Origin of the sequence: Wolbachia endosymbiont (group A) of Pherbina coryleti (assembly GCF_964026875.1) — a bacterium.
Taxonomy (GTDB): Bacteria; Pseudomonadota; Alphaproteobacteria; order Rickettsiales; family Anaplasmataceae; genus Wolbachia; species Wolbachia pipientis.
The window spans coordinates 153,909-166,723 of record NZ_OZ034706.1 but is presented as its reverse complement, the minus strand read 5'-3'; the positions used below and the strand labels follow the sequence as shown (position 1 = coordinate 166,723).

Below are 12,815 nucleotides of genomic sequence, written 5' to 3'. Positions count from 1 at the left end.
TTTAGGTCTACTGGCTAATCTTCTGAACACTCTCTATACTACTTAAAGTAGGCTTTTCGTTTTTCCTAAAGTATAAACTTAGATAAATCAAGCTGCTTCGAAATTGACTCAAGTTTATCTTTTACATACTTGCTGTCTATAATGAATTTTTCGCTATTTTTCTCAGAAGCAATGAAACTTATTTCATCTAAAAGCTTCTCCATGACAGTGTGAAGCCTTCTTGCGCCTATATTTTCCACTTGCCTATTAACTGTAAACGCTATTTCAGCTATGGTTTTTATACCATCATCAGTGAACTCAAGTGTCACATTTTCTGTTTTCATTAAAGCTATGTACTGCTTTAACAAACTAGATTCTGGTTCCTTTAATATTCTTATTAAATCCTCTTGAGTAAGTGCCTTAAGTTCTACCCTGATCGGTAATCTGCCCTGCAATTCCGGTAAGAGGTCAGATGGTTTAGACTGATGAAAAGCACCAGATGCAATAAATAATATATAGTCTGTTTTTACATGGCCATACTTAGTTGTAACAGTTGTTCCTTCAAGTAATGGTAACAGATCGCGTTGCACTCCTTCTCTGTTTACTTCACCTTTTACTTCTGTACGCGCTGCAATTTTGTCTATTTCATCCAAAAATACTATACCGTCATTACTAACAAGATCAATGGCTTCTTTGATTATCTTATCTTCATCCATTAGCCTTTCACTTTCTTCATTAATTAATATTTCACGCGCTTCTTTTACCTTCACCGTAATAGTTTTTGTTTTTTTGCTCCCGTTAAACATCTTGCCCATTATTTCTGTTACATTCATCACACCAACTTGCCCACCTGGCATGCCTGGTATATCGAAAGTAGGTAACATACTCTTGCTCTCTCTGACGTTAATAGAAACTTCTCCGTCCTCAAACTCTTTATTCCTCAACCTTTCTCTAAAAATTTTTTTACTCTCTTCGGTTGCATTTTCGCCTACCATAGAGTTTACTATTGTTTTCTCAGCTAAAATTAAAGCCTTTTTAGCTAAGGCTTTACGGGCTTTCTCTTTAACTAAAACTATTGCTGCATCAACTAAATCGCGTATTATCGAATCAACGTCACGTCCAACGTACCCTATTTCAGTAAACTTCGTTGCCTCAATTTTTATGAACGGTGCACCGGCAAGTTTTGCTAAGCGACGAGCTATTTCAGTTTTACCAACCCCTGTATGACCGATCATCAATATATTCTTAGGTATGATTTCATCACGCAATGGAAATGGAACCTGATTGCGACGCCAACGATTTCTGAGCGCAATAGCAACAGCACGCTTTGCATCATCCTGTCCGATTATGAATCTGTCCAATTCTTTAACTATCTTCTGTGGTGGCAGGTCATCTAACAAAACTTGAGTGCTGTCATTAACTTGAACATCGCTGTCATTTGAATCAAAACCACTCTTAGTATCTTTATAGAGGTTATCTTTTTCATCGTAGGTGTCACTACTACAAGACCGCCCTTCTGAAAGGGTTATAGGCTGATTGGAAAAATTGGTGCACAAAGTTTTTTGTTCAGAAGACATATCACTCCTCTATTTTTTCAATAATTATATTATGATTTGTATAAACACATATATCAGCAGCTATCTTCATAGCCTTTTTCGCAATTTCCTCTATTGATATTCCTTTAATGTCAATTAAAGCTCTTGCTGCAGATAGAGCAAAATTTCCCCCAGAGCCAATAGCTGCAATTCCATCTTCAGGTTCAAGAACATCACCTGTTCCCGTAATTACTAATGAAATAGATTTATCTGCAACAATCATCATAGCCTCTAATTTTCTTAGATATTTATCCATTCTCCAGTCTTTTGCAAGTTCAACACATGCCCTCATTAATTGCCCTGGGTGCTTGTCAAGTTTAGATTCTAGTCTTTCAAAGAGAGTAAATGCATCGGCTGTTGCTCCAGCAAAACCGGCAATTACAGAATCACCAGAAAGACGCCTAACTTTTTTTGCTCCGGATTTTATAACAGTGTGGCCCAGTGAAACTTGTCCGTCACCTATTACCACTACGCTTTCACCCTTTCTAATTGATAATATAGTAGTGCCATACATTTTACTGTTGTCGTGTTGAATCATTTTTTTATCACTTTAAATAAGAATCTCATTATACTTTAATCTTTAGTCAAATTTGCTAAATATGTTTAATTATAGCTTATAATATAATACCTTCCTTATAACATTTAAAGTGTAGATGCAAAACATAATTCACCCAGATTTGGAAAAAAGTATAAATAATTGGTTCGGAGCAAAATTTAACGGCCTTACATTGCCATTTTATAGCTCTATAGATCTTAGAAACTCTGGCTATAAAATCGTTCCAGTAGACGCTAATTTATTTCCTGCGGGGTTCAATAACTTAAGTGAAGAATCAAGAACGATGGCAGCAAGATTGATAAAAAGCTATTTTAAAAGACATCAATACAAAAAGGTTCTTATAATACCGGAAAATTATACACGCAATAAAATGTATATAGAAAACGTATTTGTTATAGAGAAAATACTACAACTCGCAGGTTTTGAGACTAGAATTGGCCTTTTATATAATGAAGTATACAATTTAATAGAACAGTATGAAACTGTTGTGAAAGAAAACTCTCTGCTAAAGACAACTTCAGGATTTGTGCCTGATGTTATTATACTGAACCGTGATATGACGAGCCACATTCCAGACACGCTGAAAGACGTAAAGCAAGATATAGTACCAAGCCCACTATACGGTTGGCATAGCAGGCAGAAATTTAAGTATTTTGAAATCTATCAAGAATTAGCATCTGAGTTTTGTGGCAAATTTAAAATAGACCCATGGCTAATTTCTGTGCTTACAGAGAGCTGTGATGGAGTTGATTTTGATGATGATTTGTCACTAGGAGCAGTAGCAACTAAAGTTGACCAAATATTATCTCTAGTGCAAAAAAAATATGAGGAATATGAAATAAAAACACAACCTTACGTTTTTATCAAAGCAAGCAATGGCACATATGGGATGGGCATTATAACAGCAACAAGTGGAGAGGAAATATTAAACCTCAATAAAAAAAAGCGTCATAAAATGAAAAAGATAAAAGAAGGAATAGCAATCAATAGCGTTATTATACAAGAAGGTGTACCAACCATTGACATGTTTAAAAGCAGTTCTGCAGAACCGCTAATATACTATATAGGAGATACTCCAACATGTTACTTATACCGATGTAATAGCAGAAAAGATGTATATTCTAGCTTGAATGCCACTGACTGTGAGTTTCATGATGTTAGCCAGGTTGTAGAAGGTAAAATTCTATCACTTTGGAGTATTGTTAGCAAATTAGCAGTACTAGCGTTGGCAGTAGAAATAAAATCTTTTCATCCCTAATTCTTATACCTCTACAGTGCTGTCATTAGAATGACCGTTTATATTATGAACATCATCAAGTTCAGTGGAAGGATCATCATTGACAGGTTGTTGAAACAATTTGTCAAGCTGAACTGCAAGAAATACTGCACTATATATTATGCTGACTGTTACGCTTAAGTTGAAATTATAGATTATACCATTACCTAAGTTTATTGGTATAGTTGGAGTCTCTATCCTTCTTAATATGAAGTTTAATAAACCTAACGACAAAGTTAATGTGCTAATAATAAGGTCCTTCTTACACTCAGCAGACTTTTCAGGATCCTTATTATCCAGATATTCCTTGCATGTATAATAATAGCTTATAGGTTCTGAAATGAACAAAAATAGGATCGTTGAGGTTAAGTTAATATAACTTATTATGTCTGTATTGCTTCCAGTGCAAAAATGGATGATTTTCAACATCATTAGCGCTTCTATGGTGCTGCTTGCAAGATTAGCCGATTTACCCACAATTTTTGCCAGCTCTTTTTTACTCTCAGGGTTTCTGTAATCCTTAATTAGATCCTGTAGAGTAAATGCAGAATGGGCAATGTATAGAATAGATGTCGGAAACTTTACTAGTCGAGCAACATTCCGTATAAGAAAGATATTGGATCTATTATTGTCAATGAACTCGCAGCAAAATTGCAGTGAAATCTTACACAATAGGACTGTTAAACCTGTTGTGATGCAGATTACCTTCCTGAAATCATGATCATAAATATCATGCACCCTTTGTGCGAGTATGTTAGATTTCTTTTTTAGCTTGTTTGGCATGAAATAGTTAATAACTTCCTGTTATTCTATCACATAAAATCCTAAAAGAAAAGCCCTATGAATCAGGACTTTAAGGGAGATTTATGCACAAATCGGCCAGGCATTTTATAAACAAGGGATCGGTACTGAGAGTTGGCACACGAAAGTAATATCCATCCTTGATAATTGCTTTATATTCTATATCAAGTTCAACTAGAGTTTCTGAATGCTCAGAAACAAAAGATATAGGTGATAGAACTACAGGTACACCATCAGCTTTTGCGCGTAATAGCTCACTTTCAGTGCTTGGCTCTAGCCATTTTACAGGACCAATCTTACTCTGATAACATATTGACCAATCTAAGTTATTGATAGCTAACTTTTCTACTATTAACTCTACGCTTCTTTCTACCTGTGAAGCGTAAGGGTCGCCCTTTTTAATGATACTAAGAGGTAAGCTATGGGCTGAAAATAGGACTCTTGGTTTACCGATTTTTCTAGCCAATTTATAGTACTTAGCTATCAGATTAGTGTGAGCTTCAATAAAATCTTGGTTATCATAATAACGGTGAATCATTTTTGTATTGCATTTTAGGCCATACCGTTTAGCATTTTTTTGCCAATTCTCGATGGATGACAGAGTTGTGGTAGTTGAATATTGTGGATACAGTGGCAGCAGAATTACTTCGTCAGGATCAAACTGTTTTACACTTTCAATAACTTCGTCAGCAAATGGACGCCAATAGCGCATGCAGATGAATACCTTGTGTACATGGTTTCTATTTTCGTTTAATTTTAGTTCTAAAGCATTAGCTTGCATTTTTGTATTCTCTAGAATTGGCGATTTACCTCCAATTTCCTCGTATATTTTTCGTGCAGTATTTTCTCGTTTCGCAGATATAAACTTTGCTAAAAGAAACCGAAAGGGATTCGGTAGATTGATTATTCTCCTGTCATAAAAAAGGTTGAATAAAAAAGGACGGACCGCATTTAGTGAATCAGGCCCGCCAAGATTAAATAAGATAACTGCCTTTTTCACCTACGCACTACTACAACAAGTTACTTCTGGGGTGCCTATAAAATTAGCTACACACTCATCAAATTTAGTTATAGGCACTAAATTTCTTACACTGGCATACAATAAGTGGCCTGATCTCTTCAGGTTACTCTTGGTGGATGTGAAGTTCCAATCGAAAAATGTATCGACAAAAAGACTTGGTACCGTTTCAAGAAGTTCAACAGCAGCTAAAGATAGCATTATACAACTTTGCAGGACATTCAGAAGAACCTTGAGGGGAAAAAGTAAAACTTTAACGAAAAGAGAGGTGCTACTTGTTTCATCCAGTAGTCGCCCTGAGTTAGGCGAATTATACTCGGTGTGTTTTCTATTTTGATCAAAGATAGGAAATTTTATAGTATCTTTCTTAAATTCCGCGTCTATTTCTTTTCTACTATGGTTAGTGATTTTTTCCATTAACTTCTCACGCAGATGAAAAGTTCTGACAATAAAACATGTGGCAATCATTAAGGAAGCACATAAAAGTGCGCATTGCATGAGGCTCATACTGCCTAGCATAGCTGGCAGTGCAAAACAAACAAGCGGTGCTATGATTGTCATTTCAAGAAATGGAATAGTGTTTCTTTTCATTGCAAAAGCAGCACCTTTTTTTAATTCTGTATTATGATGTAAGCTATATTCCAAAAAGCTTAAAAAGGCCAAATTAAAAGTTAAAAATCCTTTTGTTCCACAAAAAAGTGATGACTTAAAGTTACTTACTAATTTTTTAGTAGTAGATTCAGCTTGTTTAGTAGTGTTATTTTTACAACATTCACCCATACAATACCTCCTTGATGATTTGTCCTTAATTATAGATAAAAAATCACTTCTATGAAATTAAAATTTGTAATAAAATAAATCTATAAATGTACTATTCTATATAAGGAAATAATATGGCAATTGAGAAGACACTTTCAATCTTAAAACCTGATGCAGTAAAAAATAATATTACAGGCAATATAAATTCCTACATCGAACAATCTGGGCTGAAAATCACAGCACAAAAAATGATGTTACTAACAAAAAAACAAGCAGAGCTGTTTTATGAAATTCATAAAGATAGGCCTTTTTTTGGGGAATTAGTAGAGTTTATGACCTCTGGTTCTGTGGTAGTTCAAGTTTTAGTTGGTGAAAATGCAGTAAGTAAATACAGACAAATCATGGGAGCTACCAATCCAAAGCAGGCAGATAAAGGCACAATCAGGGGTGATTTTGCTGATGATATTAGTGAAAATAGAGTCCACGGCTCGGATAGTCTAGAAAATGCTCGTAAGGAGATAGCTTTCTTTTTTGCTGAATGTGAGTTGGTGTAGTTAACTCAGATTGGCGTCATCCAAGTAGCTGACAACATAGAAACGAAAAAACTTGCTTGACACCCTCCGCCAGCCCCCTTATCATGAAACTGAAGCTATTGTATTTGCTTTCGCCAATCTGCAGATTAAAAGGTAAGGATTACTTAATGTATCGGCGTCTTATGTTCAATTTTTTGCAGTATATAGATACTGTATGTCTTTACAAAACTTCATCTACATCTAGGTTTTTATCTAAATAAGCTGAACGCGCTTATAAAGCGTTACAAGACATCAAAAAATGCCAATACTCGACAGAGATAGTAAAAGACTAGCTAACTCGGGGATTCTTTGTCTTTTTTTCTGCTTAGTAAATTTCTTAAACATTTGCAGCGTAAGTTAGTTGCAATTAAAAGCGGCTGAATCTCGCTTGTCAAGCGTTTAAAACATAAAAAACGCCAATATTTTAAAGCGGATAATAACCCCAGGGCTTCTTTTGCCTTTTTTTTCATTTGGTAAATTTCTTAATATTTATAGCTAAAGTAATTTAAAAGTCCGTGAAGGGTGTCATGCCAGTGCTTGACACTGGCATCCAGTTTTCCATATAATCTCATCAAAAATGTTTATTTTCTAGCTACTTTTATACTTATCAACCCAGTATGCTTACTTACAATTAAAATTTCTGGATCCCAGTGTCTGGGCACTGGGATGACAGCTAGCCTGACAACCGTCATCCCGCTACGTGTTAGCGGCTAAGAGATACCGCGAATGAATCGCGGTATGACGGTTCGCGGCAGTATGACGTAGAGCTCACGTTAGCTATACTTTTATGCTTACAAACTTAATAAAATTCCTGGATCCCAGTGTCTGGGCACTGGGATGACAAAAAAGGAGGCACTAGGATGACAAAGGAGAGCTACTCGGATGATACCTTTTTCTACTTAGTTTGGGTTATGCAAGAAGTCTATTATAATCAGGCTTTAAGTGTGCGGAAGTAATTTTTTGCGTTAGAGTAAAAAATTTTTTCTATAGCTAATCAAAGTGGATCAAGAGAAACTTACCACTTTCTTTACAAAGGGTTTGATGTTACCATTTGACTACCTATTCTGAATTTATTGGATGAACATTAACATAAAAAATCTAGTTCATGCTTTCTCTAAATTGCCAAGTTTAGGGCCATCATCATCACGCAGGTTAGTTATACATTTACTCCAAAACAAAGAAAAAGTTATGCTACCACTTGCATCTTTGATTAAAGAGCTAGCAGATCTTATAATAGAGTGTGAAGTTTGCGGAAATCTAGATACTAAGTCACCTTGTTCTATTTGTACTAACCCAAAACGTGACACTAAGTTACTGTGTGTAGTAGAAGAATTAGGTGATCTATGGGCGTTTGAAAAAGGAAATATATATTCAGGTTTATACCATGTTTTGGGTGGCAGATTGTCTGCAATAAATGGCATAGGTCCAAAAGAACTCAACCTTGACACTATTCTGAAAAAAGTGACAGAGTCTAAAATTGAAGAGATAATTATCGCAATTAATCCGACATTAGAGGGCCAAGTTACTGCACAATATATAATTGAATTGCTAAAAAATTTGGATGTGAAAATATCACGCCTTGCTTGCGGCATACCAATGGGCGGAGAAATTGACTATCTTGATGAAGGAACGCTGAGGATAGCACTTACTTCAAGACAAGAATATGAGTTAAATATAAAATAAGACATGTGCTTAAAAAAACTTATATCGCTAATAACATTCAAAAAGAAAAAAATAGTGCCACCACTTAAAGTGGTGGCTTGGGAAAATGACCGCCTAAACTATAAGCAATTTTCAGGTAAATTCAACACTATAATTAAAACAATTGATCAGTCTTTTACAATAATATCTTTAGAAGGATATGATGGATGGGGCAAGACGTTTTTTTTGAAAGAATGGGTAAAAGAGTTAAAACAGCAAAATGAAATTGTAGCTTATTATAGTGCATGGGATATCAATGCATTGGACCAACCACTTCCTTCTTTTTTAAATTTTCTATTTGAAGATTTATTTGCATCGTATGAAGTAAAAAGAAGCGTTATACAACAGTTCAAGAACATAAACCAAGAGCTATTTTCTCTAAACACACTAGGAAAGCTGATCAGTAAATCTCCACTTGCTATGCTTTCAGTATTTCTTGATGCTGCAAAAGAGGCTGATAAAAAAGACATAGGTTTTGTCTTGAGTGAATTAAGTCTTCTCCAAAGAAGAAAAGAGAGTACTAGAGATTTCAAAATACAGTTAGCGGATGTGGTTAATAAAATCAGAAAAGACAAAAACATTTATATAATGGTGGATAATCTTGATGTGTGCCGTCCTAAATTCGTTGTCGATTTTTTGGAATCTATAAAGTATATGCTTGATGTGGAGGGGCTGGTTTTCATTATTTCTGTAAGTAAAGATAAGAGTAATGTACAAAGAGCAATCAGCACAATACTTGGACCAAATTTTGACCTAAAATCTTTTACTGATCTCTCTTTACATTTGCCAAAACAACCGATAGAAAAATTTACAAAAGAACTATTTGAAAATATTAAATTACCGAAAAAGTCAAAAAATTTGATTGTAGATAGTTTTATATTTTATGCAGAAAGCCTGTCACTATCGTTAAAAACAATAGAATACTGCGTAAAAAAAATAAAGCTGTGTCTTCTGAATCACAAAAGAGAAGAATTACCTGATCCGAATTTGTTTGCATTTTTGGTAATACTGCAATCAATAAATATTGATATATATGAGGAACTAGATTCCTCATGTCAAAGATCCTTGGAAAAAATTGAAAATGAATATAAATCTTTAGTTCTAAATGGTCAAGAAGAATGGGAAAAACTTAAAACCTCTCTAGAAACTGCTTTTGCAGAGAGGGAGTCAAAAATTAACAAAGCTATAAAGGATATACTATTTTGAAAAGATACCCTACCTTCACATATACAAAGATAGGGTAACATTTGATTAACGCCCTTTTACTATGTCATTACCTTGTTCAAACTTTCTGATTAATTCGCTTACATTGACATTAGATAATTTTTTACCTGCAGATTTGTCATTATGTGAAGCATCAGGTTTACGAAGGTCTTCCTTACTGTTACTCCTAGTAATATTACATCTAACAATGTTTGAATTATTAGACTTATCGCTTACATCTGAAATATTGCTTTTTTCACTACATGAAGACGAATTACTCGACATATTGCCTAAGCTAAAGAGCTTTTTACCTTGATAGATTGGATTCCAATCAAGTGGATTATAAGTTTTTTTGCTAGTCTCAACCTTTTGGTTATTTTGCTGTTTAGGAGAAAAACTTGGTTTTTCTCTTTCTTTCTTGCTTAGCGTTTTGAGAAATTTTACGGTTTCTAATTCATCAGTTGCTTGTACTTTATGTAAATCAAAGCTTTTTTGATGGTTATCCTGCTTAACATTTTCCATCATTTTATCTTTTATTGTTCTATCCTCATCATCAGAAGTGCTGCTACTAATATCACTGATACCACTATCCCCTGAATTGCGGCGTTGTTTGTTAGGAGTGCTATGAATGTTGTCTTCCATGAGTTTTTGCATTGTTGGGCCAAATGTTCTTCCAAGATTGCTACTCACTGTTTTATTACTATCATTTGCTTGAGAATGAGGTACATTTCGCTCAAAAATTGCTTTTATTCCAGCAAATTTAGCTTGGGAAGATTTCGGAGGAACAGGTGGGGCAACCATGCCTTTTGAGTTAATCTTTCCTTCATTTTGAGGAAAAATTTTTGGATTATTTTTTTCTACTGTAGTATTCATTTTTTTACCTCTAAACCTATTAACTAATAAAAGTATAAACTTAGAGGTATTAATTTTGTAATAACAATGCTAATAGATTACCGCAGTTTCAATAAGCATCACCAGAGGATTCTCTATATAATGCTTAAAGGCATTTAAAAACTTTGCTCCGAGTGCCCCATCAACTGCTCTATGGTCAACAGAGAGCGTTACTGTCATTATTTCTGCTATTTCTATTTTCTCATTCATAACAATTGGTTGTTTTTTAGATGCACCAACTGCCATAATGCAAGATTGCGGCGGATTGATTATAGCACTGAAGGCTTTTATACCAAACATCCCTAAGTTGGAGATAGTAAACCCTCCTCCTTGAAACTCTTCAGGTTTCAATTTTCCAGATCTTGCTCTGCTTACTAAATCTTTCACTTCTTTTGATATAGATAAAATACCCTTTTTATCAGCATTTTTTACTATAGGAGTAATTAGCCCATCTTCAAGTGCCACAGCGATTGAAATATCTATATTTGAATATCTCAGTATTTTATTATCTATCCACGAAGAATTTATATCAGGAAATTTTTTCATGCTGAAAGCTGCAGCTTTTATGATTAGATCATTAATTGTTACTTTATTGTTTTCATCTGCTGAGTTAATCTCGTTTTTTAACGATATTAACTTATCAACCTGGCAGTATACAGTTAAATAAAAATGTGGAACATTCTGTTTTGATTCAGTCAGGCGCTGTGCTATCACTTGGCGCATGTTGCTTACTTCAACTATGGTATCTTTCTCAGGACTTTCAGTATGTATACCACTGCCTAAAAACTCCAACACATCAGCCTTAATTATGCGACCATATGGTCCTGTACCTTTTAATTGCTGCACATTAACCCCTTCATTTTGAGCTATTTTCTTAGCTAATGGGCTTATTTTTGTTCTACCTTCTGCATAACCCTCTGTCATCTGAGTAGCTGACACTGGGATCCATTCTTCTTTTCTAGATCCCAGTGTCAAGCACTGGGATGACATTGAGGGGTTGGATTCCAGCGTCACGCGCTGGAATGACACCGAAGAATGACTTATTGGCTTTCCGTTTAAATCTTGGTGTTCTGATTTTTGATTATCAACAGCACTTTTTGTCACTTCCTTTTTAACTGCACTATTGATGGAAGTTGAAGTATAGTTGTTAAGTGCACTTTCATCTTCTCCTTCTTCCAGCATTAAAGCTATTGGTTGATTTACAGGCACGCCACTTGTTCCTTCTGTTACTAAAATTTTTGCTAAAACTCCTTCATCTATAGATTCAAACTCCATTATGGCTTTATCAGTCTCTATCTCAGCAATTACGTCGCCTACTTCAACTTTGTCTTGTTCTTTTTTATGCCACTTTACAATTTTTCCTCCAGCTTTGCTCATTGTTGGTGAAAGAGCAGGCATTAATATTTCTATAGGCATTGATTTTGCATTTAAAGATCTATTCAATTTTTAATTTACTCTTTATCTTATGTCAACCTAATCGTGAATTATGATGAATAAGTCTGTTACACTATCCCTCACGTTATCCCAGTGCGTGACACTGGGATCTTGGTTCAGTACTATTATCCTATTGTTTTTATTATTTAGCCATAGCTTGTTTGCTAACAACTTTGTTTCAACCAAATCAAATAAGATCAACATGAGAACGGGGCCAGGGTTTCACTATCCTGTAAAATGGATATACACTTGCAAAAATCTGCCCCTGAAAGTGATAGAAGAGTTTGAGAGTTGGAAAAAGGTCTGCGATATAGATGAAGACTGCGGATGGATAAAAGGCAATCTTCTTAGTGATAAGCGCTACGCGATTGTAAAAGAAGATACTTATGGATATCAAAAACAGAGTGTAGACAGCAAGATTACTATGAAAATAGACAAGTTTGTTGTGATGAAGATAGAAAAATGCAACGAAGAATGGTGCTTTCTTTCCACCCCAAAACGCAAAGCATGGGTACAAAAAAAACATATATATGGGGTTGATTAGGTTGACAAAAGATCTGAATTAACACTAGTTTCTGGGCCTTCTGTAGCATGCTCTTCAGATGAAGCAGAGGGTTCTTGAGGCTCTGGAGACTGTACAGGGCTATCACAGAAACTCCTTAACATCTCCTCAGCGGATGAATCTAAAATTTGTACAATAGACTTTTCACTTTGTTCTCTTAGCGATTGATCCACTCTAGAAATCAACTCAGAAAACTCGCTACCTGATTTTTCAGCTTCACTTTTTATTTTACTTTCTATGCTTGCAATATTACCTTGGTCAATTTCTTCTTTTGTTATGTTGAATGACTTTGCAACATCTTGATATCCAATCTTGCAATTTCCACAACCAATTATGCAAAAAGTAATAGAATCAGATATTTCGCTTGCAGCCCAATTATGTATAGTGTAAGCCAAATAATTGTCATGGTATTTAATGCTAAATTGTTGTTCTATTAACTCAGAAATTTTATTCTTTAGAGACATAAAG

Annotated in this window: 14 protein-coding genes; 5 read left to right on the top strand and 9 right to left on the bottom strand. The window is 34.8% G+C overall.

The annotated features are described in order from the left end of the window. Positions 1 to 65: 65 nt before the first annotated feature. Together hslU and hslV are read right to left on the bottom strand one after the other, a co-directional pair. Complete coding sequence (gene hslU / locus AAGD87_RS00875) at positions 66 to 1,556, bottom strand: ATP-dependent protease ATPase subunit HslU (RefSeq protein WP_264339718.1); 1,491 nt, start codon at positions 1,554 to 1,556, stop codon at positions 66 to 68. 1 nt (position 1,557) lies between these two features. Then, entirely contained in the window at positions 1,558 to 2,112 is a 555-nt protein-coding gene (gene hslV, locus AAGD87_RS00870; protein ID WP_182309841.1) for an ATP-dependent protease subunit HslV, read from the bottom strand. Between the two features lie 115 nt (positions 2,113 to 2,227). Here hslV and gshA point away from each other — a divergent pair, with 115 nt between their 5' ends. Continuing rightward, positions 2,228 to 3,388 carry a glutamate--cysteine ligase gene (gene gshA / locus AAGD87_RS00865; RefSeq protein WP_264339719.1) on the top strand — a complete coding sequence of 387 codons (1,161 nt, stop codon included), beginning with the start codon at positions 2,228 to 2,230 and terminating at the stop codon, positions 3,386 to 3,388. 3 nt (positions 3,389 to 3,391) lie between these two features. On the opposite strand, the gene AAGD87_RS00860 is transcribed toward gshA, so the two are convergent. From AAGD87_RS00860 to AAGD87_RS00850, 3 genes are all read right to left on the bottom strand, one after another. After that, entirely contained in the window at positions 3,392 to 4,189 is a 798-nt protein-coding gene (locus tag AAGD87_RS00860) for a hypothetical protein (RefSeq protein WP_341817651.1), read from the bottom strand. Between the two features lie 70 nt (positions 4,190 to 4,259). Next, positions 4,260 to 5,207 (bottom strand): ferrochelatase, encoded by a 948-nt coding sequence (gene hemH / locus AAGD87_RS00855; protein WP_007548918.1) that lies wholly within the window; start codon positions 5,205 to 5,207, stop codon positions 4,260 to 4,262. Then, on the bottom strand, positions 5,208 to 6,005 hold the full coding sequence (locus AAGD87_RS00850; RefSeq protein WP_264339722.1) for a hypothetical protein: 798 nt from the start codon (positions 6,003 to 6,005) through the stop codon (positions 5,208 to 5,210). A gap of 113 nt (positions 6,006 to 6,118) precedes the next feature. Here AAGD87_RS00850 and ndk point away from each other — a divergent pair, with 113 nt between their 5' ends. Continuing rightward, entirely contained in the window at positions 6,119 to 6,538 is a 420-nt protein-coding gene (gene ndk / locus AAGD87_RS00845) for a nucleoside-diphosphate kinase (protein WP_182309846.1), read from the top strand. Positions 6,539 to 6,849: 311 nt separating this feature from the next. On the opposite strand, the gene AAGD87_RS00840 is transcribed toward ndk, so the two are convergent. Continuing rightward, positions 6,850 to 7,026, bottom strand: a complete 177-nt coding sequence (locus tag AAGD87_RS00840) for a hypothetical protein (RefSeq protein WP_179945710.1) — start codon at positions 7,024 to 7,026, stop codon at positions 6,850 to 6,852. A gap of 607 nt (positions 7,027 to 7,633) precedes the next feature. Between AAGD87_RS00840 and recR the strand changes: the two genes are divergently transcribed. Both recR and AAGD87_RS00830 read left to right on the top strand, forming a co-directional pair. Continuing rightward, positions 7,634 to 8,239: a recombination mediator RecR gene (gene recR, locus AAGD87_RS00835; RefSeq protein ID WP_006280217.1), complete on the top strand. Its 606-nt coding sequence runs from the start codon at positions 7,634 to 7,636 to the stop codon at positions 8,237 to 8,239. Positions 8,240 to 8,242: 3 nt separating this feature from the next. Further along, on the top strand, positions 8,243 to 9,463 hold the full coding sequence (locus AAGD87_RS00830) for a P-loop NTPase fold protein (protein ID WP_341817650.1): 1,221 nt from the start codon (positions 8,243 to 8,245) through the stop codon (positions 9,461 to 9,463). A gap of 45 nt (positions 9,464 to 9,508) precedes the next feature. Here the strand turns inward: AAGD87_RS00830 and AAGD87_RS00825 are convergent, their stop codons facing one another. Together AAGD87_RS00825 and AAGD87_RS00820 are read right to left on the bottom strand one after the other, a co-directional pair. Next, entirely contained in the window at positions 9,509 to 10,333 is an 825-nt protein-coding gene (locus tag AAGD87_RS00825) for a hypothetical protein (protein ID WP_341817649.1), read from the bottom strand. A gap of 69 nt (positions 10,334 to 10,402) precedes the next feature. Then, complete coding sequence (locus AAGD87_RS00820; RefSeq protein ID WP_341817648.1) at positions 10,403 to 11,767, bottom strand: pyruvate dehydrogenase complex dihydrolipoamide acetyltransferase; 1,365 nt, start codon at positions 11,765 to 11,767, stop codon at positions 10,403 to 10,405. Positions 11,768 to 11,837: 70 nt separating this feature from the next. Here AAGD87_RS00820 and AAGD87_RS00815 point away from each other — a divergent pair, with 70 nt between their 5' ends. After that, positions 11,838 to 12,329 (top strand): SH3 domain-containing protein, encoded by a 492-nt coding sequence (locus tag AAGD87_RS00815; protein ID WP_007551030.1) that lies wholly within the window; start codon positions 11,838 to 11,840, stop codon positions 12,327 to 12,329. Here the strand turns inward: AAGD87_RS00815 and AAGD87_RS00810 are convergent. Continuing rightward, positions 12,326 to 12,811, bottom strand: coding sequence for a hypothetical protein (locus AAGD87_RS00810; RefSeq protein ID WP_265024126.1), 486 nt, complete (start codon positions 12,809 to 12,811; stop codon positions 12,326 to 12,328). The two genes, AAGD87_RS00815 and AAGD87_RS00810, sit on opposite strands and share 4 nt — an antisense overlap. Positions 12,812 to 12,815: the final 4 nt, after the last annotated feature.